This window comes from Lapidilactobacillus luobeiensis, assembly GCF_024345205.1.
GTDB classification, from domain to species: domain Bacteria; phylum Bacillota; class Bacilli; order Lactobacillales; family Lactobacillaceae; genus Lapidilactobacillus; species Lapidilactobacillus luobeiensis.
On record NZ_BROC01000006.1, the window covers coordinates 45,881 to 67,028 of the forward strand.

General features: G+C 39.5%; 32 protein-coding genes. 26 read left to right on the forward strand and 6 right to left on the reverse strand.

Annotated features, from left to right (window positions below):
- Positions 1-81: 81 nt before the first annotated feature.
- The 6 genes from OCU21_RS03470 to OCU21_RS03495 all read right to left on the reverse strand — a co-directional run bounded on the left by OCU21_RS03470 (position 82) and on the right by OCU21_RS03495 (position 5,210).
- Positions 82-300 (reverse strand): hypothetical protein, encoded by a 219-nt coding sequence (locus tag OCU21_RS03470; RefSeq protein WP_125598104.1) that lies wholly within the window; start codon positions 298-300, stop codon positions 82-84.
- A 237-nt stretch (positions 301-537) separates the two neighbouring features.
- Positions 538-2,211 (reverse strand): SIR2 family protein, encoded by a 1,674-nt coding sequence (locus OCU21_RS03475; protein WP_125598107.1) that lies wholly within the window; start codon positions 2,209-2,211, stop codon positions 538-540.
- Between the two features lie 98 nt (positions 2,212-2,309).
- Positions 2,310-2,909 carry a hypothetical protein gene (locus OCU21_RS03480; RefSeq protein ID WP_261806115.1) on the reverse strand — a complete coding sequence of 200 codons (600 nt, stop codon included), beginning with the start codon at positions 2,907-2,909 and terminating at the stop codon, positions 2,310-2,312.
- A 97-nt stretch (positions 2,910-3,006) separates the two neighbouring features.
- Positions 3,007-4,398: an SNIPE associated domain-containing protein gene (locus OCU21_RS03485; RefSeq protein WP_261806116.1), complete on the reverse strand. Its 1,392-nt coding sequence runs from the start codon at positions 4,396-4,398 to the stop codon at positions 3,007-3,009.
- A gap of 22 nt (positions 4,399-4,420) precedes the next feature.
- On the reverse strand, positions 4,421-4,852 hold the full coding sequence (locus tag OCU21_RS03490; RefSeq protein ID WP_261806117.1) for an ImmA/IrrE family metallo-endopeptidase: 432 nt from the start codon (positions 4,850-4,852) through the stop codon (positions 4,421-4,423).
- The gene (locus OCU21_RS03495; protein ID WP_261806118.1) at positions 4,839-5,210 is read right to left on the reverse strand and encodes a helix-turn-helix domain-containing protein; all 372 of its coding nucleotides are present in this window, start codon (positions 5,208-5,210) and stop codon (positions 4,839-4,841) included. Before OCU21_RS03495 ends, OCU21_RS03490 begins: the two co-directional genes overlap by 14 nt.
- 123 nt (positions 5,211-5,333) lie before the next feature.
- Between OCU21_RS03495 and OCU21_RS03500 the strand changes: the two genes are divergently transcribed.
- The 26 genes from OCU21_RS03500 to OCU21_RS03625 all read left to right on the forward strand — a co-directional run bounded on the left by OCU21_RS03500 (position 5,334) and on the right by OCU21_RS03625 (position 21,138).
- The gene (locus OCU21_RS03500) at positions 5,334-5,537 is read left to right on the forward strand and encodes a helix-turn-helix transcriptional regulator (protein ID WP_261806119.1); all 204 of its coding nucleotides are present in this window, start codon (positions 5,334-5,336) and stop codon (positions 5,535-5,537) included.
- 44 nt (positions 5,538-5,581) lie between these two features.
- A complete protein-coding gene (locus OCU21_RS03505; RefSeq protein WP_261806120.1) occupies positions 5,582-5,821 on the forward strand; it encodes a hypothetical protein in 240 nt (79 codons plus the stop codon).
- A 290-nt stretch (positions 5,822-6,111) separates the two neighbouring features.
- A complete protein-coding gene (locus OCU21_RS03510) occupies positions 6,112-6,273 on the forward strand; it encodes a hypothetical protein (RefSeq protein ID WP_164511103.1) in 162 nt (53 codons plus the stop codon).
- 69 nt (positions 6,274-6,342) lie between these two features.
- The gene (locus OCU21_RS03515; RefSeq protein ID WP_261806121.1) at positions 6,343-6,831 is read left to right on the forward strand and encodes a hypothetical protein; all 489 of its coding nucleotides are present in this window, start codon (positions 6,343-6,345) and stop codon (positions 6,829-6,831) included.
- Positions 6,822-7,118 carry a helix-turn-helix domain-containing protein gene (locus OCU21_RS03520; protein WP_125598131.1) on the forward strand — a complete coding sequence of 99 codons (297 nt, stop codon included), beginning with the start codon at positions 6,822-6,824 and terminating at the stop codon, positions 7,116-7,118. Before OCU21_RS03515 ends, OCU21_RS03520 begins: the two co-directional genes overlap by 10 nt.
- A 146-nt stretch (positions 7,119-7,264) precedes the next feature.
- Positions 7,265-7,501: a hypothetical protein gene (locus OCU21_RS03525; protein WP_125598134.1), complete on the forward strand. Its 237-nt coding sequence runs from the start codon at positions 7,265-7,267 to the stop codon at positions 7,499-7,501.
- Positions 7,502-7,561: 60 nt separating this feature from the next.
- On the forward strand, positions 7,562-9,502 hold the full coding sequence (locus OCU21_RS03530) for an ATP-binding protein (protein ID WP_125598137.1): 1,941 nt from the start codon (positions 7,562-7,564) through the stop codon (positions 9,500-9,502).
- The gene (locus tag OCU21_RS03535) at positions 9,503-10,585 is read left to right on the forward strand and encodes a hypothetical protein (protein ID WP_125598141.1); all 1,083 of its coding nucleotides are present in this window, start codon (positions 9,503-9,505) and stop codon (positions 10,583-10,585) included. It begins immediately after the preceding gene.
- On the forward strand, positions 10,585-11,295 hold the full coding sequence (locus OCU21_RS03540) for an MBL fold metallo-hydrolase (protein WP_125598144.1): 711 nt from the start codon (positions 10,585-10,587) through the stop codon (positions 11,293-11,295). Before OCU21_RS03535 ends, OCU21_RS03540 begins: the two co-directional genes overlap by 1 nt.
- An 11-nt stretch (positions 11,296-11,306) precedes the next feature.
- Positions 11,307-12,293 (forward strand): Lin1244/Lin1753 domain-containing protein, encoded by a 987-nt coding sequence (locus OCU21_RS03545; protein WP_125598147.1) that lies wholly within the window; start codon positions 11,307-11,309, stop codon positions 12,291-12,293.
- Positions 12,294-12,323: 30 nt separating this feature from the next.
- Positions 12,324-12,815: a hypothetical protein gene (locus tag OCU21_RS03550; RefSeq protein WP_261806122.1), complete on the forward strand. Its 492-nt coding sequence runs from the start codon at positions 12,324-12,326 to the stop codon at positions 12,813-12,815.
- A 12-nt stretch (positions 12,816-12,827) separates the two neighbouring features.
- Complete coding sequence (locus OCU21_RS03555; RefSeq protein WP_261806123.1) at positions 12,828-12,977, forward strand: hypothetical protein; 150 nt, start codon at positions 12,828-12,830, stop codon at positions 12,975-12,977.
- Positions 12,977-13,207, forward strand: coding sequence for a hypothetical protein (locus OCU21_RS03560; protein ID WP_261806124.1), 231 nt, complete (start codon positions 12,977-12,979; stop codon positions 13,205-13,207). Before OCU21_RS03555 ends, OCU21_RS03560 begins: the two co-directional genes overlap by 1 nt.
- Positions 13,200-13,994, forward strand: a complete 795-nt coding sequence (locus OCU21_RS03565; RefSeq protein ID WP_261806190.1) for a DNA adenine methylase — start codon at positions 13,200-13,202, stop codon at positions 13,992-13,994. The genes OCU21_RS03560 and OCU21_RS03565 overlap by 8 nt, the downstream gene beginning before the upstream one ends.
- Entirely contained in the window at positions 13,991-14,344 is a 354-nt protein-coding gene (locus OCU21_RS03570) for a YopX family protein (RefSeq protein ID WP_261806125.1), read from the forward strand. Before OCU21_RS03565 ends, OCU21_RS03570 begins: the two co-directional genes overlap by 4 nt.
- A gap of 104 nt (positions 14,345-14,448) precedes the next feature.
- Positions 14,449-14,976, forward strand: coding sequence for a DUF1642 domain-containing protein (locus OCU21_RS03575; protein ID WP_261806126.1), 528 nt, complete (start codon positions 14,449-14,451; stop codon positions 14,974-14,976).
- A complete protein-coding gene (locus OCU21_RS03580) occupies positions 14,966-15,553 on the forward strand; it encodes a DUF1642 domain-containing protein (protein WP_261806127.1) in 588 nt (195 codons plus the stop codon). Before OCU21_RS03575 ends, OCU21_RS03580 begins: the two co-directional genes overlap by 11 nt.
- Positions 15,546-15,902: a hypothetical protein gene (locus tag OCU21_RS03585; protein WP_261806128.1), complete on the forward strand. Its 357-nt coding sequence runs from the start codon at positions 15,546-15,548 to the stop codon at positions 15,900-15,902. Before OCU21_RS03580 ends, OCU21_RS03585 begins: the two co-directional genes overlap by 8 nt.
- 181 nt (positions 15,903-16,083) lie before the next feature.
- The gene (locus tag OCU21_RS03590) at positions 16,084-16,407 is read left to right on the forward strand and encodes a DUF3850 domain-containing protein (RefSeq protein WP_261806129.1); all 324 of its coding nucleotides are present in this window, start codon (positions 16,084-16,086) and stop codon (positions 16,405-16,407) included.
- A complete protein-coding gene (locus OCU21_RS03595) occupies positions 16,404-16,595 on the forward strand; it encodes a RusA family crossover junction endodeoxyribonuclease (protein WP_261806130.1) in 192 nt (63 codons plus the stop codon). Before OCU21_RS03590 ends, OCU21_RS03595 begins: the two co-directional genes overlap by 4 nt.
- Positions 16,588-16,812: a RusA family crossover junction endodeoxyribonuclease gene (locus tag OCU21_RS03600; RefSeq protein WP_261806191.1), complete on the forward strand. Its 225-nt coding sequence runs from the start codon at positions 16,588-16,590 to the stop codon at positions 16,810-16,812. The genes OCU21_RS03595 and OCU21_RS03600 overlap by 8 nt, the downstream gene beginning before the upstream one ends.
- A 78-nt stretch (positions 16,813-16,890) precedes the next feature.
- On the forward strand, positions 16,891-17,307 hold the full coding sequence (locus OCU21_RS03605) for an ArpU family phage packaging/lysis transcriptional regulator (protein ID WP_261806131.1): 417 nt from the start codon (positions 16,891-16,893) through the stop codon (positions 17,305-17,307).
- Between the two features lie 434 nt (positions 17,308-17,741).
- Positions 17,742-17,954 (forward strand): hypothetical protein, encoded by a 213-nt coding sequence (locus tag OCU21_RS03610; RefSeq protein ID WP_125650131.1) that lies wholly within the window; start codon positions 17,742-17,744, stop codon positions 17,952-17,954.
- 77 nt (positions 17,955-18,031) lie between these two features.
- Entirely contained in the window at positions 18,032-18,844 is an 813-nt protein-coding gene (locus OCU21_RS03615) for a hypothetical protein (protein ID WP_225420207.1), read from the forward strand.
- A 208-nt stretch (positions 18,845-19,052) separates the two neighbouring features.
- The gene (locus OCU21_RS03620) at positions 19,053-19,871 is read left to right on the forward strand and encodes a terminase small subunit (protein ID WP_261806132.1); all 819 of its coding nucleotides are present in this window, start codon (positions 19,053-19,055) and stop codon (positions 19,869-19,871) included.
- Complete coding sequence (locus OCU21_RS03625; protein ID WP_261806133.1) at positions 19,852-21,138, forward strand: PBSX family phage terminase large subunit; 1,287 nt, start codon at positions 19,852-19,854, stop codon at positions 21,136-21,138. Before OCU21_RS03620 ends, OCU21_RS03625 begins: the two co-directional genes overlap by 20 nt.
- The last annotated feature ends 10 nt before the right edge of the window (positions 21,139-21,148 follow it).

Sequence of the window (21,148 nt, forward strand, 5' to 3'; positions counted from 1 at the left end):
GTGTTATTTAATACGCCAAAAAACACGCACGTATGTTCTTTTAAACTGTAAAAAAATAGGCGGTACATAATTTCTATTAAGTTATTCTTCCGGATTAAGATCCATCTCAGCAATAGAATCATCAAGTTGTTCCATGACACCTTCAGCTTCAAGTTTGCTAGTCCAGGACGAACGATTTTCAGGTTTCTTTATGCTGTTGCGGACATTGCTATAAACATTTTCAACTAACTCTTCCCAAAGCTTGTCTGCCTGACGGGCAACCACTGTTTCGTTATATCGCTTAGCTGGCGCACGCTTCAAATTTTTTTGTCTGCAGATCAATCGCTTTTTCTAAAAATCTGTCTTTTGCTGAGGTAATTGATTCAAAGTAGTCGAAAAACTCTTTCTCGTTCATTTCTTGACCTCCTTATGATCAAAGCCTCGGTTAAGAATCGCACTTAACTATGCCACTAGGCGAGGTTAAAAATAAATATTACAGTTAAATCAGATGATTGAAAAACCCTTTTTTATGGGTTATAATTAATCATAAGTTAAGGGTCAATCCGTAGGCAAACCCTTTACTGCCTTGCCGTCTAGCTCAGTCACTCGTGTGGCCTTGAGCTTTTTTTGTTGGGCAAAATCGCCATTAACTAATAAATCATATCCCACAAATAATTTACGATAAAATGTTTTTAAACTGGTGTTTTCTTTTACAGCATTTTCAAATCCGTCTAACGCTGTATTTATTACATAGTCAGATAATTCTGTTTTGGGAATTCTTTTCAGATTATAGGTTATAACGGAAATACATTTGGGTGTTCCTAGTGGAAACACTTTGAAAATTTCGTCTAAACTATTGAATTTCTTACGATCATATCTTCCAACAGAGTTAATAATACTATCTAGATTTGGATAACATCTGATTTTATTTTCCAGCTTAAATAGTTCATCGTCTTTGAGTTTTAAAGTATCTAAATCGACACTATTCCAGTATTTTGCAAATGGAACTTTAGTTTTTCTGTCTCCCTGATGTGCTGCGAATGACAAGGCAACAGCAGGTAAATAGTTGTTAGTGTTCAGAAAATAATCCTTGATATAGCTTAATAGGTCCGGATATACATAAATATATTTTTTATCGCCTAAGGCAACAACAATATGTTTGCCCTGATTAATTTGATCATCAATTTTGTCAAGGTTTTCTACAGATACTAAAACAGATTCTATTTCGCCCTTTCGCCCGGAATCTTCAACCAAACGTTTGATTAATGAATTATATTTTCTTACTTCTAAAGGAGTTGCACCTTCATCAATTCTATTAAATTGTTTGTATAAATCAGTATAATTATCCGTTTTTATTGAAGTATAAGTAAAATTGAGGGAATGATCATTCTCAATAGATTCAGTTAACTCTTTGTGTCCTTTTTTATATTCAACAACCAGTATTCTATTCGCTGTTTTTCTTGTATCTTCTCGTGGTAATTGTGAGGAAAAATCAGATAACAGTTTTCTGACATTTCTATCTGTTAATGAATATCCTAAGAAAACGATTGGAGATGAAATCATTGAAGAAAGTATCTTTGCGCTAATTAATATCGATTGTTTGTCATACTCTTCGTAATCTTCTTTGGTTATTATTAATGAGCTAGGATCGGTGAGACTACCGTGGATTTTATACAATTCGGACCAATTATCTGTTTCATCAAAAAAGCCACTTTGTCCGATATATGTTTTAGGACTTTGTCCATTTTTATGATGTAATTCAGTTTCAATTAAAGAATCGTAGTTTGTAGTTACAATAATTTTTGCCTTACTGAGCAAAATACCGAATTGATTCAGTTCATCTTTATCAATATTGCTTTTTAAATGCGCTTTTTTGAAATGATTGCATAAGTCAAATTTGAAGGGAGATATATTTTGTTGATAGGCCATCTTATCTGTTAATCCCGCAACATGAATATCACCGTTGTAAAAACCATTGTCAAATTTTTCTTTAATGATTGTTGCAATTTCGGTATTAACGTTAAACCCTATATCTTCGTCGGATAAGTCAGAATATTTCTTCGTAAGATCGTGCATTTCAGAATAGAAGGGAGTAGAAATTTTTAATTTTTTCCAATATCGTTGTAGAAGTTCTTCCCAAGAGTCAGATTCTTCTAAATATCGCTTTGAGATACCTGACCCGATAAAAACGATAGGGTAACTATTATTGTCAACAATCTCTTTTAATCCCATTTAATCACCACCAATATATTTGTTCAAAAGCCCCAGCCGGGAATCGAACCCAGCTAATCACCAGATTAGGGTAGTTGGTTCATCGTTATTAATAGACGTTACAAATCTGGAAATGAAGCGCTCTTCCAGAATGTTGTAGCAAATGTAGGTACATTTTTAGATGACATATTTTGTTTATCAAACTCGGATAACTTGCTACCTGATAATGTTGTTTTAACCGCAAGTTGTTGCCCATTCTGCATAGGATATGAAACCGCGACATTCATATTCTCAAATTTAGTAGCAGCTCCAGCTTTTTTTAAGGCATTCCATGTTGTCAGAACATCAGAATACATGTTTCTCACGGCCATTTTATCTGAAAGGTCACTACCATCTTCTTTAATCGTTAATGCGACGGTTGAACTTCCATCCTCATAATAAACACCATTAACATCAGTAAAAACTAAGCCACTAGCATAATCCTTGAGCATTGATTTAACCGAATCATTACTATCAAGTGCAAAGCCTTTTTTGACTTTAGTTGCTTGTTTTGAGCTGCTTTGTGCTTTAGTTGATGAAGCTTTGTCTGCCTTATCGTCGCTGCATGAACCAGCTGCAATGATTACAATAACAACTAAGATCCAAAACCAAACTCGCTTGTAGAATGGTTTTTTCAACTTATAAGTGTTGCCATTCTCATCTTTAATCTTTTTTGCCATAATAATTCCTCCAACCCAGACCTACATCTGGTATAATATTTTTGCACAAAGTCATTACCGAAAGTCACCGTGCCAGCGGTGGCTTTTTCTTCTTGCTCTAACTGACCGATTTAATATTTTCTTGTTGGGCTATCTTATTCTTTTCAAGGGCCAGTGTTTCACGATACTCAGCAGCATCTGGATTTTCCGTGAAATCAACCGTCAAATCTTCATATCCCTTAAGAACATCTTTGATTTTTGAGATAGGGACATTAAAGTATTCTTTGCGTGCGTTAACTTTATTAATTCGTTCGTCTGCAAATTTATTATGTAATTCTGTTTCTAATTTGTAGGCATCGTAGGAGAAAATCAGGGCGTGAACATCAAATTTAAATGGCACTGAAGCAGAGCTTAGTTCCGCAATTCGTTCTAATGGATCTAGTCGGCGTGTGACACCAATTTTAACTACATCCGGGCCAAACGATCCAATATTAGAAATAATATAAACGTATCCGGCTGTAGCATTTTCGGCACGATAATCTAAGTCTTTCTTTTTATCCTCCGACTCGCCAATATTTTTTTGAAGTTCATCAATTCTTGATTGAACATCTTCTTTTTCTGTACCATCAAGCGTAGCAAGTTTCTCTTTTAGTTCAGCAACCGCTTTGATGTAATGATCTAGTTCTTTATCAATCTGTTTTTGAGCGTCTTGAATTTCCTTCTGAGCACGTTTTTCTTCACGCTCGCGTTCGCGTTGTTCACGCAATTCTTCTTTTTCTTCCTGTTTCTTTTCAGAATATTCGAAAGCAAGATGTAATTCATCTATTTTACTATCCAAATATTTAGGAGTGAGGCGAACACCGTTGGGATCGTTTAGTTTATTTAATTGATCGAAGGACTTCTCAATTCGATTACTGATTCTATCTAAATTAGAGTAGGTAATTTTATTAATCGCGGCTTCACACTCACCATTAAATGTTCGCAACAGCTGTTTGATGTTTTTCTTTTGCATCGAGCGGCCTCTTGCGGCGGAATTATCCAGTAACATTGATTTAAAAATCTCTGCCGCAAGCTCATTGCGAATCATTTGCTTTTGATCCTGGCGAACTTGATCGAGTTGAGATTTATATCCAAGTGACGAGGCAAAGTCATAACGAGGTTCGTAAAGGCCATTAGATTCCATGTTTACCTTATCTTCTGTATCGACTAATTTTTCTTTTAGACTTTTGATATCAGCATTTAGAGTTTTTATTTTTTCCTTTATGGAAGATTGTTTCTCATTAAGTTCATCAAGCTCTTTATTTTCATTGCTGCGTTTTGATTCGAATTCAAGCTCAAGATTTTTAATCTCTTTAGTTTTATTATCGATAATATCCTGTAATTCTGCAGGCTTCATTTGCTGTGCGGTCAAAACGATATTGGCTTTTTCCTGTAAAACAGCATTCTCAGCGGTTAAGCGCTCAATCTCATCTTTCAACTTATTGACTTTAAATAGATCAGTTAAACTCATTATTACTCCTCCAAGTGATTAATTAAAGCAATTCTAAATTGCCGTGATAAAAGTCATCTATTGTATCAATAGAATAATCAGCCATACTCTCACCAATATGGAATGAATCGAGGAATGCATGATAATTAGCATCTTCGGGATCAATGTCCTCAAAATACATAGGCACTAGAATATCAACGGCAGTTCTGTTTGCTTCGGCCTCGGTAGCACTATTAGAAGAATCGCAAAAATACGAAATACCCCGATGACTGCATAAAACATGCGCTGTTTCGTGTGCAACGACGAAGGGTAGCTGCTGCTGATCATACCAATTGAGATTGATGACAATTGATCTATGATACGCGCTAGATCCAGAGGGCGTATCTGAATTCATTGCACTAGTTAATTCGTATCTGATGTTGTGGTCGAACGCAAAGTTCAAAGTAGATTGCATGAAGTTATCATTCATCATCATCTTTGCCCCTTAGCAGTCTTCTCATTAGCGCCAAATCTTCAGGCGGAACGGGCTTACCTTGGAATGTTAAGACTGCATTCTCATCGTCCAAATCGACGGTGTTTTTATCTTTTTCTTCATCTTTTTTGTTAATGTATCCAGCCATGTTTAATAGTTTTACATAATCAATATGATAAACGTCAGCCAATATCTTAAGTGTATCAGGGCTGGGTTTGACGGGCTCTTTACGACCATTAGTGCCTTTTTCTATATTTGCAATCGCTGTATGACTTAACCGACCGTTAGTCATTTCGGAAATTTCGCGTAAGGATCGTTTTCCACGAATTTCCCGTAGATATTGTCCTAAGTTATTAGTCATTGTAAAACCCCCTGTACATATTGTAATCTATAGTTGACAAAAAAACTACAAATTATTTGTAAATTGTGGTTTACATTCTGTAAATCAAAGTGTACAATATAGTTATTGAGAGGAGATGAGTTGATGAAAAACGCAGTTCGCCGCATTAGACGTGAAAGAAACATTACTCAAGAAACACTGGCCAAGGATTCCGGTATATCAAGACAATACTTAAGCAAAATCGAAAGCAGTTCCGTGATGCCTTCTACAGAAATTAGCTTAAGTTTGGCAAAATCTTTGGGGTTAAAAGTCGAAGATTTATTTTTTTATCAAAAGTGTAAAGTTTGATTTACAGATAATAAACATTGCTTTACATGACTGGAAGTGAGCGCATGTCAGAAGAAAAGAAAACAAACGAATCAAAAGCAATCAACTTCCCAGGTCTACTAAATCGGTTGGAGAACACGTACAACTTTAACAAGGAAAATGTTTACCCCAACAGATTAGATGATGTTGTCGCTGATATTAAAAAAATCGAGGCCAAATACAATCTTCGGCCTCGACAACTTGAATCAGTTGTGAGATTTACTCGTGTGGAAAGTGAACTTGCTCGGCTATTAGATCAACGCTGAATTTTGTTTCGTTACGATCAGCGTGATACCTTGCAAAATCCATATTAAGGTCTGAAGCTGTTCCCCAAGCTTCTTTGACTCTCGGAATCATGTCCTGAGACATTTCTTCTTGGCAATATGGACACTGAATGGTTGACGGCCATGTACTCGTATTAAGGACGAATTTATGGCCGCACTGACCACATGTAATTTGAACCACAGTTATCTGTGCCATTTTGTCACCACCTTTCAGGTTGATTATATCGCTTAAAGGTGAGCAACACTATTCAATTTTCAAGGAGGTGAGCTAAATGAGTAAGGAAGAAATGATCAACGATATCATTCTCTGGCGGCCAGATGTTTCACGCAATTACTGGGAGTCAAAGTCGATTCGAGTTGTTGAGGCTAATTGGAAGTTGCTCAACAGCTGTGAAAGTAATGAAGTGGATGAAATCAATGCTACTTATTGCTGATAAATGAATTGTACCGTAATTTTCAGTGTGTCTGACACTATGGCTTTTAGTGATTGGAGGTGAGTATATATGTATTTAACACAATCAGATCAGCAAGTTCTCTCTCTCTTTGATCAACGGCTCAAGGCGAATGATATGGCCCGTGGTGATATCGCAGCAGACTTAGGATTTAAACACGCAAGTGCGGTAACGAATTGGTCGTCACGGGGTATTCCTGAAAATCAGCTTTTTAAGGTTATTAAGGCAATGCGAGATGCAAGATTCATGATTGGCGCCTGTTTGCTTGAAAGTGGCATGGTACTACCGAAGATTACCAAGGCCAAAGATGATTCATATGCGTGGTTCTTTTCCCAGAAAAAAGAGGAAAGCGAGCGACGTGCCCTCGATAATCGTTTTACCGAATTAAACAGTAAGCCGGTTGACCAGAGAACCAGTGCTGATCGTGAGGAAATGAAACGTTACTGTGACGAATATCTGCAGGAGGTCACGGCAGAAGTTGAATTAGTTTTACAAATTACTGATGACTGGGGTATTCAGGAGGTGATCAAATGGAAATAACAATTGATAAGGATTCAGCAAAATTGTTAGTTGAAACATTTAAAGATAGTGCCATGGACGAGCTTGTATCAAAAGTAGTTGCTGCCTTAAATACAAAAACCCCTGTTAGTCAAAAGTTGCTATCAACTCCCAAGCTTAGTCAAGTTAAGGGCATGAGCCGTGAAACAATCATAGCTTATGTTGCGGCCGGAATGCCACACACGTCAGTTGGGAAAACAGGGAAGCAATGGCGTTTTGAACTGGACCAGGTTAATTCGTGGCTGGATGAAAATCAGGAAAGGTATTGATTGCATGAGTTTTTTGCAGCAGGTATCAGGAATCTTAATTTTGATTGGGCTTACTACCATCGTTGGAATAGCTTACGAGTGGGGCAAGACTGGAACATTCAAAAAGGCTTTACATCAAATCTTTGATTTAGATTGGAAGTGATTTTGTGACAGAACTTGAAATGATGCAGCGGATTCGAACTGCAAGATTGTTTGCATTCGAGGAGGCCTACAACAAAATCGAAGATCGCATACGCTTCAATCGATTGATTGGCATCAATGATAAGGAAATTGGCATGACAGCGTCACAAGGAGCAATTCAGGAACTGATTAATGAAGAGCAATATGAATTGGCTCACGGAACAACAAAAAAGCCTACATCGGCCGCCACCGACATAGGCTAAAAAATAATCAAATCAAAATTATTTATACACATATTTTAACATTGCAAAGGAGTTTAAACAATGACAGTCATTAATTTACAATCAATGACCATTCATCATTTTAAGGGTATCAAAGATTTCAGCTTTGAGCCTAAAGGAAATGACGCTGCTGTTTTGGGTCAGAACGCTTCGGGTAAGACAACCATTTTTGACGCTTTTACTTGGTTGCTTTTCGGCAAGAACTCGGAAGAATCGAAAGCATTTCACGTCAAGCCATTGGCGGCTGAGGGAACTGAGTTACTTGGATTAGAACCTGAAGTTACCGCAACGCTGAAAATTGGCGCTAAGAATACAGTACTGAAGCGAGTTCTCAAAGAAGTTTGGACCAAACCAAACGGCGAGCTTAAGAAGGTGCGCAAGCCTGATAAGACTCTACTTTACGTGGACGATGTACCACAGAAAGTTAAAGAGTATGAGGAATTCATCAATAAGATCATTGATGTCGATACTTTTAAGGCGCTAACTAACCCGGCGATGTTTACCAATCTCAAATGGGATCAACAGCGTGCTGTGTTAATGCAACTTATCTCAGGTCTAACTGATCAAGATGTCATCAATAAGCATCCAGAGCTCAAAGACTTGAGTCAGTTAATCAGTGATAGTACTATCGAGGACCAAAACAAGCGGATTAATGATCAGCGTCGTCAGATTAAGCGTGATATTGATGCTTTGCCCGCTCGAATCGATGAAGCAACCAGGGCAATACCCGAAACAGTCTCCACTAGTCCTGGTGACTTAGAAGAAATGAAAGCTACCTATCAATCTGAAATTGATTCTCGTAAGGCAAAAATTACTGAATTGCGATCGGTTGATACCCCAACTGCTTTATATAAACAGATAGCAGAATTAAAGTTACAAGCAGTTAAGGATGAAACAAAATTTGGGGCTACCAATAATCTACACGTAATGGAAACGGCCAATAAAGTGACTGAATTACGACGTCAACTGAGTGATGCAACTAATAACGATGAGCAATTGACTGCTGATATATTCAGTACTGGGCAAAAAATAGAGGGTATTGAAATAAAGAAAGAGTCACTTCTAAAAGAATATCACGCCCTAAAAGAACAAAGTTTTGATGAATCTGCAAAGACCTGTCCAACTTGTCATCGAGAACTACCCGATGATGAAGTTGCTGAACTGATTAAACATTTTAATACCGAAAAATCAGAAAAATTAGAGCAAATCGTCGCTCAGGGAAAACAATACAAGTCTGAATTGGATGAATTAAGAATTAACCTGGGTGATCTTAAGCGAAATGAAGAACAATCAATTTCTAAGGTTACCGAATTAACAAAATTGAATAAAAAAGCAACATCAGAGTATGAATCGGCAAAACGTTCTTTAGTCGAATATAAAGATTCAGCTAGTTGCAAAGAGACCGAAGCCAAAATTGCTGATTTACAGAATCAAATCAATAATCAGTCGGCCTCCCAGATTAACGTAACTGAGATTGAACACCTGAATGATGAGATCAGTCAATACGCCAAGTCAATTGCTGATATCGAAACTGAATTAGCTAAATATCAAGCTGTTAGAACACAACAAGCACGCTTAGCAGAACTTGAAGCCGACGATGCACGATTAAAGGCGCAGTATAACGAACTAGACAAGCAATCTTACCTGATCGAACGGTTTATGCGTGCAAAAATCACCATGACCGAAGATAGCATCAATCAAAAATTTAGTGTTGTTAAATTCAAGCTATTTGAAAACCAGAAAAACGGTGAATTGAAAGAAACCTGCGAAGCAACGGTTAACGGTGTGCCGTTCAGTGATCTAAATAATGCGGCCAGAATTAACGCAGGATTGGACATCATTAATACTCTTACAGATTTTTACGATATGAAGGCTCCAATCTTTATTGATAATGCAGAATCAGTTAACCATCTGGTTGAAACTGGATCACAACAAATCAGCTTAGTAGTATCCGAAGATAAAAAATTGAAAGTGGTGGCTTAAATGACAGTAGCAAAATATGAAACAGGATTATCTAAGATTACCAATGCAATTGCACCAATGATCTCCAGCCAATTAAGTAATAACGGCATTGAGATGACTGACTATCAACGACAGGTCGTTATTTCGGCAATCTCTGCAATTAACACAACGCTAGAGAATAGCAGCTTATCGATTAGCCAAATCGATCAGAGCAACTTAACACAAATCTTATTGACGGTAGCCGCGTTGCAATTAAATGCTGATGCAACTCCACGAGAAGTTTATTTCATCGTTCGGAAGTCAAAAAACGCCAAACCAAAGATTGAAATGAATATCGAGGGTGACGGCAACGATGCTTTACTGGCACGATTTGGTCGCGACGTTAAAAAAGTCTACCCTTATTGGGCAATTCGAGAGGGCGACGATTTCACTTATCCATCACACAGAGGTGTCGAAACAACCCCACCTACATGGGTCGAAAAAGGTATCGGCAAGGTCATTCGGGTCGTTTATCCTATTGAGTCACAGAATGGCAGTATTAACTATTACATCGGCGAACGTGCTGATGTTAAGAAGAATTTGATTGCCCATATGATGAACAACTTGATGTGGGATAAAGATAAGATTGCTAAGAAAACGGAGATTCGCCAGAAAACTGAAAATATGACGCTTGATGAAATCTTAGACGATGATGATTTAGTTAAAACTGGCCAGATCAGTCCTGCTTGGCGCGAACCTCAGTCTCGTGAGAGTATGATTATCCGTAAGATGCGGAACAATGTTACTAAAAAGATTCCTAAGGATTTCTCCAGCAGTTTTGTTGCTAATCAATATCAAGAGGTCACTGATCCAGAGGCTGCTAAGGTTCGCAAGGACGTAACAGAACACGCCAATTCAGAAGACTTTGAACAGGCAAAAATTGAGGCTAGTAAGCCTGAAAAAAATGAACCCAAAGAAGGATGGAAGCCCGCACCTGAAGGAGTATCGCAAGCGAGTGAAGTAGTTAAGCCTCAGCAGCCTGAAATCATCGATGCACCAACTAAGGAAGAAGCCCCACAAGAACCAGAACCTTCCATTTTTGATGATGACGAGGACCCATTCTAATGCTTGATATTACAATATTTGGCACAGGATCATCAGGAAACGGTTATTGCGTGAGTGATGGTAAGACTCAACTTTTACTTGAAGTTGGAATTCCCGAGAAAAAAGCCGCACCTAAGATGAACTTTGATTTCAGCAAAGTTGTTGGCATCCTAATCACTCACGAACATGGTGATCACAGCAAGTATCTGAAGCAATATCTGCTCAATACGATTGCGCCAGTTTATCTGACAGCTGGCACTGCCAACGCACTCAAATTCGAAGGTGTTCGAAGAGTCGACATCCAGCCGTTACACGAGTACAAAATTGGCACTTGGATAGTGACGCCATTTCACGTCGAACATGACGCCAAAGACCCAGTAGGCTACCTGATTGAGAGTCAGGCGGGCGACCGTCTGCTTTATGTCACTGATACTTATTTTGTTAAATATAGGTTTAAAGATATTACTCAGATGTTAGTTGAGATGAATTACTCATCTGCAATCGCTCAGAAGAATGTTGATGATGGTATTTTAAATCCATTCTTGGAGCGGCGTATCTGGCATTCTCATTTCGAGATGGAGAACTCATTGAACTTCATTAAAGCTAACACCTCACCAAGTTTAGAGAGCGTCACGCTGATCCATTTATCAAAGTTAAACGGTGATCCAAAGTTGTTTAAATCTAAGACTCAAGAAATAACCGGTGTACCAGTCACAATAGCAAAAAGTTAGGAGGTGCCCAATTGGCACGTCCAATCAAAAAAGGAATTGATTATTTTAATTTAGATGTTAATTTTCTCCATGATATCAAGATTCGAAAAATCATGCGTTCGTGTGGAAACCAGTCAATCACTATACTAATCTGCCTGCTCTGTAATATTTATCAAGACGATGGGTATTACATGCGGTGGGATGAAGATATACGGTTCTTGGTGGCCGATGATGTCGATGCCAAGGAAAGTGCAGTACAGGATGTGGTGACAAGGGCGTGCGCAGTTGGGTTCTTCGATGATTCATTATTCAAGGAGTACAGAATTTTAACGTCGAAACGGATTCAAGAGAATTACAAGTTGGCCTCGAAGCAGAAGAAAGATAGTTCGATTAAACCCGAATATTTACTGCCAAGAGTTTCCATTAATGATAACGGGGTTTCCATGCATGGAAATGGAGTTAACAAGCATGACAATCCACATAGTATATCAGAACAAAACAAATCAGATAATAACAAACAACAACAACCAGCTGCTGCCGACGATTGGCAATCACCAATGATTCTCTGGCAAGCGACCTTTGGGATACTGAATACTTTTCAAATCCAGCTTTTTGAAGAGTACTCACAATCGCTTGGTGTAGAAATCATGTCTGAAGCTGTTAAACGTGTGGCGACGAATGCTTCTAAAGGCACTGGTGCGTTTAAATATCTTGAAACCATCTGTAAAGCTTGGGTTGCCAATGGCGTTAAGTCACTTGCTGACATCGAACGGTTAGATCAGCAGCACGAGAACGCCAAACTGCAGAAGAAGTCAGTTGGAAGGCAGTTTTACAATCGCAAGAAACCAATAGGAATCGTGCCAAGTTGGATGCAAGAAGCCAGCAGTGAGTCTAACAGTCAGCCTACTGAACCATCTGTGTCCAAGAAGGATATTCAAGCAAAATTGGCAGCTATAGCCAAGACAAGGGCGGAACTGGAGGCTAAGTCTAATGCAACTGACAATGAATCCCAAGGATAAAAATCAATGTAATGGCAGGGTGAGGTAGCATTGGCAACTGAGATATTATACGCAGTGCGTAATGGTTTCAACTCCGGCATGCGTGTTGGTGAAGTGATTGAGTACAAGGGCAAAAAAGCAGTCATTACCAAAATCATTGATGTGCATTGGAGTATGTATAATTCCGGTCCTTCAACAAAGTGCGAATTCATTGCTCAATATATTGGCACAAATGACCATACCAATATGTTTGAGAAGGATCAGTCATTTACGAGGTCATACGATTATGAAGACGTCAGTAGTTTTGATTCTAAAGAGGAGCTATTTAAGGTTGGCACAATTCGTATGGCCACCGATAAGAAACAACCAGGTTTAGATTGCTGTGTTGTTATTACTGGAATTCAAGAAATTAAATATGATTTCGTTAATCTCGTTGTTACTTACGATGCAGAAATAATTCCCGAGTGGGATGAATATCAAATTAATCAAGCGGTTTATGCTGATCGACGTAGCAAGTTTACAGTGATTAGCAATACAAATTAAGGAGTTTTAAAAATGAAAGTCAAAACTAAATTCGCAGCCTTTGTCCCTAAAGGTTCAATTGGCACCGTAATTGAAGAAGACAAATTTAGTTATTTAATTGAATTCGATGGAAATAAGAAACATCATGCATACGCAAAGAGCCAAGTTAAGGAGGTCAAGTAATGGTATTTCATCACCCAAAACACATTAAACTGCCTAAAAAGGTCGGCGACGCACTGGACCTTTACTATCCAGAAGATGACATTAACCAGGTCATCAGAGACATTGCAGACGGAGAAATATGCGAGGATCTCTACGTGTATTACAAGGAGTACGGTGATGCTGCGATTCTCCACTTTGAGTATGCGTTAGAGAACGGCTGGGACCCAGAAGAGCCTGATCATGATGAGTAGAATCTTAAACTATCCCGGTAGCAAGTGGTCAATGGCAGATTGGATTATCAACATGATGCCGCCGCATTCGACGTACTTAGAGCCATACTTTGGTTCTGGTGCTGTGTTCTTCAATAAACCGAGCAGCCCGGTTGAAACCATCAATGATTTGGATAGCCGCGTGGTTAACTTTTTTAAAGTGTGCCGAGATACCCCTGATCAGCTTTGCAAACTCATCGAAATGACACCAATGTCTCGCGAAGAGTATGAGATGTCTTACCAGGTCAGTTTGGATCCAATCGAAGACGCACGACGTTTCATGGTTCGCAGTTGGCAAGCTATCGGTGGCAAAACCAGTGATCGGACTGGCTGGCGGTCAAACATTGATAAGATTGGTGGCAAAGTCGGAGAGTGGAATGGCCTTGACGAGAGAATTATGGCAGTGGCGTCGCGTTTAAAAGGTGCCCAGATTGAGCATCAGCCTGCTTTGCAGTTGCTGGACAGATATAACCGGCCCAATGTCTTAACTTACGTTGACCCACCTTATCTGTTAAGCACTCGCAGCAAGCGTCACTATGCTTGTGAGATGACTGATGCTGATCATGAGGCACTTCTGGATACATTAATTAATTTCAAAGGAAAAGTAATTTTAAGCGGATATGAATCAGATATGTATAAAGAATATTTAGATAAATGGCATAAACGTTATTTTGAAGCATACGCTGAGGCCGGTAAAAAGAGAACCGAAGTTGTTTGGTGCAATTTTCTACCAGCTGGCAGCATGGATTTATTGGAGGATGACAAATGAACAATAAATATCGCGTTTGGTTTAAAGATGATCAAGTGCTAGGAACCCCAGATGATGTCGTCATTTACCCCAACGGAGAAGTCTGGGAATTACTCTGGGAACCAGATCGCGAAATTACTCAGGATGTGATCATTAGTCATAATATCGGAATTAAAGATGTTAACGGAATTGAAATATACGAAGGCGACATTATTAAAAGTGCGTTTTCCTATAAGCCATTGCTTGTACGATGGTTAGATGCTGATGTAATGATTGACGCCGGTGGTTATCGGATTGATCTTGCGGCCAAACATGGTGAAGTAATTGGCAACATCTTTGAAAATCCAGAATTATTGGAGGCAGGCAAATGACACGAGTTACTAGTTCAGCCAAACTTAAATCGTTATTTCGACCTGATTGTAAAAGCGGCCGCTCGACTAAAGGCATATCGGGACAAGAAAATAGAGGACGAAAAATGAGCGAAGAAAAACTATACGCGGTGAAGAATGATAAAGGCGTTTGGCTATCACTTGACTCATCTCATGAAAGCGTGTGGTACACCAACAACCCAACGTTTTTTAAGGATAGGATCTGTGCGGAGGATCAAATTATAGGACGTAAAGCCCACATTGTCACTTTGATTGAGGAACCTGAAAAGGTAGTGCTAAGTAAGAAACAAGCCAAAATCGTTGAAAAAGCGCATAAAGCTATATGGCCAGCAACCTATATTTCTGGTTTAAAAGATAGTAGTGAACAAAGACTTCTGATGAAAGCTTACGTTAACGGCTACACCGTGGCAAAGGAAAAAAGGTACATGGTGGAGCTAGACGGCCTTGTAACAACAGACGGTGCTAAGCAGTACCTGACGAACAAAGACGGCAAATGGTTTGCTTCCAGAATTAAGCCTAGTCTGCATCAAGCGTTTACTGGTGAAGAACTTAATAATGCTCCTGAATGGGTTAAACAACTTAATCGTGAAGAGGTGACTGACGATGAGCAATGAGACGAAGCGGGACGTGTTTTTACAGCTTGCTAAAGAAAATAGAGACCTTAGGATGTATGATCCCGAGTGCATTGAGCCTAAAGAACTAATCGAACAAGACTACCAAGATTGGATTCGTGAATATGACGCCGCCCTGCCGGATGATATGCCGGTGATTCCTAAAAAGGTTGCTGATGGATTAGAAATAGCCAAGAAATCAAGATTCTCATTTGATGGTTACATCACGCGAGTTATTGATGGTTACCCTGGGTACACAAACTCGTGTGCGTTTTGGAATAGTAGCGATAATAGCGCCACCAAAACGTTAATGGACGCTTGGTACAACGGCTATACGGTCGAAAAAGGGCCAGTAAGTTTAGTCTATGTTCCTGGGACGAATAAGGAATTTATTTATTGTAAGCGTGTTAGGTGGTCAAAACAAGGCGCTAATTCAGAAACACCTGTCACACCACAGACAATTGCAACGTGGAGTGCTTGCAAAGATAAAAATGAAAGTTTGTTTGAATTCACTGATGCAGAAATTACTAAGTTTGGTTTGCAAGACTGCGAGAAAGAAGAGGTGACTGACGATGAGTGAATGGAGAGAATCATTTGAAGGAGTTTTTGGTTGGTCAGTAAGCGATGACGGTAAGTGTGTACCACCAGCACAGCACTTTCCGGAGTGCGTCATTGAGCGCCTTAAGTGGGCCGAACAATGGGCCGAGGATGGGCTAACGTTCCAAGGCGCGTTTGACGCGGTTCTTGCAAACAACGAGGACCAGCTAGCTAAGGAGTTTGAGCTAGGCGGTGAGTGGCTGCCAACTACGCAAGAATTCCGAGACTGGCGTGACAAGCCCGGAATTAGTGGAACTAGGCAGATGCAGATTGCTGTTGCGCTACTGTATGGTTGCGAAGATAACAAAGAGGTGACTGACGATGAGCAATGAGACGAAGCGGGACGTGTTCGAGTATTATCTTGACATTATTAAAGGCACAAATACTAATTGGCTGGTTTATCCGGATGCAATTGCATTGCTGGCAATTATGATTTCCATGATTGGAAAGGTGTGGTTAAGCTAATGAGTCAATTAAAATTTCGGTACAAGATGTCAAAGAGGAGGAAATAAAATGGGAAATGGAATGATAGATCCCATTGATATGATTAGTTTCAGTTTCGTCCCTGGACTGTTTGCAAGCCATATACGTCCGGGACGCCATGCTCATGAGTTAAAAATTGACCCACAGTATTACTCAGACATCATATTTCGAGGAAAAAGCTTTGAAATACGTAATAATGACCGTGACTTTCGTGTGGGTGACGTATTAGTTTTAAAAGAGTATGTAAATGGGCATTATACCGGAAAAGAATTAAGGGCCATAGTCACTTACATGACTGATTACGCACAGCAGAAAGGTTATGTAGTTATGGCAATCGAAAGAATGGGTTATTGAAAATAATTATATACGGTGAGCCAGTTGCCCAAAGTCGGCCAAGATTTGCTAGAACTAAATATGGCGTACGCACTTATACTGATTCGAAGGTTGCTGATTATCGGGAGCAAGTACAGTTTCAGGCGCTTAACCAGTACAAGGATGAGCCAATGACTGGAGCTTTACGAGGTAGATATTACTATTTATAGATATTTACCTAAAAGTGGCTCTAAGGCTCTTAAATTAAGACGACTTAACGGGGATGACCGGCCAACTGTTAAACCAGATATTGATAATTACTTTAAGGCAGTCACTGATGCAGTTAAAGGCATTCTCTGGGTCGACGATAACCAGATTGTGGAGAGCTTTATTTCAAAATATTATTCTGATGATCCAAGGGTCGAGTTGGAAATAACACAAATTTAGGCAACAAAAAAGCCCGCTGCTAGCGGACTCCTTATGAATGATTACGACACAATTATTATAGCATAAGGGGCTGAAAAGTTGGGCTTATTACCAGAAATTGATGTGCGGGCCAGTAGAGAGATGGCTCGGGATTTGTTATCTCAATATCCACGGCTGACTCGTATTGCTGGGGTTAGGCTGATAGACTTGCAGTCACCAACTATTGATGGCATGCCAAAAATACAGCAATATGGCAATCGTATCGAAAATAAGATGGTCGAGCATATTGACGCCGTTACGATTATTGATAACATTCAACAGGCAATGCAAATCTTACGACCGACAAGTTATTGGGTATTATATTATTCTTATTTTGTCGAGGTGCCGCTAACCTATGAAGCAATCGCCGGCAAGTTAGTTGGCTATAGTGGGCAAACAATTGATTATTTGAAGAAACGGGCTTTATTAGAGTTTGCTGAAGCATATCCCGGTGAGGAATTACTTGTCTTCGAGTGAACTCGGCGATTTGTCTGGATGAGTCTGAAACGTTCCGTGATCGTACCGCTCTGGGGACGCTTTTAGCTGTTATATTGATATTATGATAATTACGGATTGGTGATATCGGCGTGGAGCAACTGCGGATGAATATCGAAAAGGCGTCAATTATGGCGACGAAAGTGGACTCGGATTAAAACCTTCGGCCACATTGTAACTGATCAGTGCTTATTTTTGAATCTTGCATGATTCAGGTGGCGTGACCGGTCTTCTAGATGAGGTTCAACTCCTCAGCACGCCATTGCTGTGCACCTCCAATACTGATGTTTTGCGACTAACTCCTTTAAATAGTAATTTTCCCTACCAAATCTTTCATAATTGCACAGCAAACAATCCTCGTTACCCAACAGTCATGTAGCGGGGATATACATATAATAAATTTAAGGGATGATCGTGTGGATAAAAAAGAAGTATTAAAGATGACTAAATTTGATATGGCTGGATTAGTACCAAATGATGAGTCTGCACAAAGTATCAGAATGCTAAGTCGACTGTTCAGCGAGTCTGTTAATCAGTATATTGTTGATGGATATGATCGCGTTGAAGCAGTAAAAATGGCACAGGCCTTATTTTCAGCAGTATTTAAGCCAGATAAGTTAGGAAAGTAGAAACCGTCACACCCTATATTGATATTTTAGTAATAAGTGTTACTTTAATTATAAAAATATATTATGGGGTGACACGAATGGACAAAAAGGCATTGAAAGCAATGGTTGAACATCCTGAGTATCTGATGAATTCGGAGCGTGTAGGGCTAAAACAGCGCATACAGAAACAGACGATAACAAAAGATGAGATAAAAGATGCAACCATTGAAACTGCAAAGTCTCAAGGGAGGAGTATAGTGTCTCATATTGTTGATATGAATATCGGGGATATTCTGTTAGATGTAATTGAAACAGGTGACAGACTTAAATCTAATTTGGATGATGCGAAAAAAGCGGCTCTGATAAGCGAATACTTACAAAAAGTCGATAATCAAGAACAGGGACTATTAAAGCTTGCTGATCTGATAACAGATCCATACGGTTTAAGTATTTATTCCAAAATAACTGCACTATTAAGCGATTCTCCATTTGATGATGACTTGATTTCAATACTTTCGGAGTATTTAGCTAAGTTGTCTAATGAACAAAACTTAGGTGAAGCATTTTCAAAGAGCAAGACTATCTTAAACTTGATAGATAAAGTTTCACCACTTGCATTAATTGTGTTGAAAAATTACCGTTCGTGGCCAATTATTCCAAGCCCACAGAATTCTATTTCAATCGGTGGAGTGGTACAGGGCGATAATAGTGCTTTGGTTGCAAAGAGTTTTAGTACGATTTCAGTACTTCAAAATGTAGAAGAAAGTTCTATTCAGATGGCGATTCTTGATTTGCAAGTTAACGGTATGGCCCAGTTTGTTCAAGGCATTAATCAGTTGAACAATCGACAGATGTATATGGAAAGACCCACAGAAACTGGTTTTATGGTTGCGGATGCGATTAATTCTTGATGAAAAAGACGCTTAGGCGTCTTTTTTTATACCCGAATTTAGGAAAGGAGGTGGTGTCATTGGCAATGAGGATTCATTCGAAGTTTGGGTACTGCACACCTGAGGAAACCAAAATGGATGCAAGACTCGAAAAATGGCTTAAAGATGAAAAAGCCAAAAAGAAAAAATAGTCATCCTAATTATTGATCAGGAGGTGTGGTGATATGTAATGAAGCAGACTAATCAAGAGGCTGCTGAGAAAGATTATCTTGCTGGGATGAAGTATAAAGACATCGCAGCTAAATATGATGTTTCCATTAATACGGTAAAGTCCTGGAAGACCAGGTACAATTGGCAGCGAGTCTCAAACAGAAAGAATGCACCACCTAAAAAGAGAGTGCACACAAAACTAAAAAAGGGTGCACACAAAGTTGTGTCTGAAGTTGTCAACGAGTTGGCTGCTAATGAGGAACTAACCGAGAAACAAAAACTATTCTGTTTGCTTTATTTACAGAGGTTCAATGCTACTTGGGCGTATCGAAAGGCCTATCAATGTGATTACGATTCAGCTCGAACAAATGGGGCAAGGATGCTTGCAAATGCTAACATTCAAAAGCAATTGTCAATTCTTAAAGAGCAACAACAATCTGGTCTGTATTTAACCGCCGATAATATTTTGCGTGAGTATGCTAAACAAGCGTTTGCCAGCCTTGATGATGTGCTTGATTATCGGGTTCATAAAGAGATGGTCATGGATATGGATGGCGTGCCCTTCCTTGATACTGATGACAATCCTGTTATTCGCCATGTTTCCGATATCTACCTTAAGCCTAGTGATGAGGTTGATTGGTCGCTGATTCAGGATATTCACACGGGTAAGGATGGCTTGGTCGTTAAGCTTTATGACAAGCAAAAGGCCATGAAAGAATTACTTGACCGCCTGCCTGAACCTGATATTGATGATGATAGCCAAGACGATTTCTTAGAGGCAATTGATAAGAGTATGGATAAGGTTTGGGGGGATAAACATGAAGCTAAAGATTCGTAAAACATCATTTCACTTTGCACCTTTCTCCAAGAAACAAATGCAGGTTCTGACTTGGTGGCGTTGGAAAGGCACTAAAGATAAAGAAGCAATCATATGCGACGGTTCAGTGCGTGCCGGTAAAACGGTTATTATGTCACTGTCTTATGTGCTTTGGAGCATGATCATGTTTAACAATCAGCAGTTTGGTATTGCTGGCAAAACAATTGGTTCATTGAGACGTAATGTTATTCGACCATTGAAAACAATGCTGGAGAGTCGCGGATATTCGGTACACGATGCTCGGACCGATAACATGCTGATCATTCGCAAAGGTAAAAAGACTAATTATTACTTCTTGTTCGGCGGTAAAGATGAATCCAGTCAGGACCTAGTTCAGGGTATAACCTTGGCCGGGTTCTTTTTTGATGAAGTTGCTTTGATGCCACAGTCGTTTGTTAACCAGGCAACAGCTCGTTGTTCGGTAGAGGGTTCAAAACTTTGGTTTAACTGCAACCCGGCAGGCCCTTATCATTGGTTTAAACAAGAATGGATTGACAAGTTAGAGCAGAAACATGCGCTACAAATCCATTTCACGATGAGAGATAATCCATCCCTATCAGATGCTATTAGAGCACGATATGAGCGCATGTACTCAGGGGTGTTCTATCAGCGATACATTCTAGGTATGTGGGTGTTATCGGAGGGTATCATCTACGACAACTTCGACGAAGAACTCATGGTTGAGGACTTACCAGCTAACGCTCAACTTGAAAAGTATTATGTTTCTGTGGACTATGGGACACTTAATCCCACAGTCTTTTTATTATGGGGAAAATTGGGGGACACATGGTACTGCACCAAGGAGTTTTACTATTCAGGCCGTGAGTCATCCCGACAGTGGACAGATGAGCAATATGTTGACGCCATGGATAAATTTGTCGGGACGCTCAAGCCAACACTCATCGTTGACCCGTCAGCAGCATCGTTTATTACGTTGCTACGATCACGTGGCTATAAGGTTATGAAGGCTAATAATGATGTGCTCGATGGTATCAGAGCTACCCAGTCAGCAATGAATACCGGCAAGATTAAGTTTTCGAGCACGCTCAAGCATCTTTTCGCAGAGTTTTCGTCCTATATTTGGGATGCAAAGGCCGAGGAACGTGGCGAAGACAAGCCAGTTAAGGAACACGACCACACTATGGATGCAATGCGTTATTTCGTTTATATGGTGATTTATCGTAATCCAGTAGCAAAAATCAAGAAGCGGCCAAGCTGGCTGCATTAATGGAAGGGGT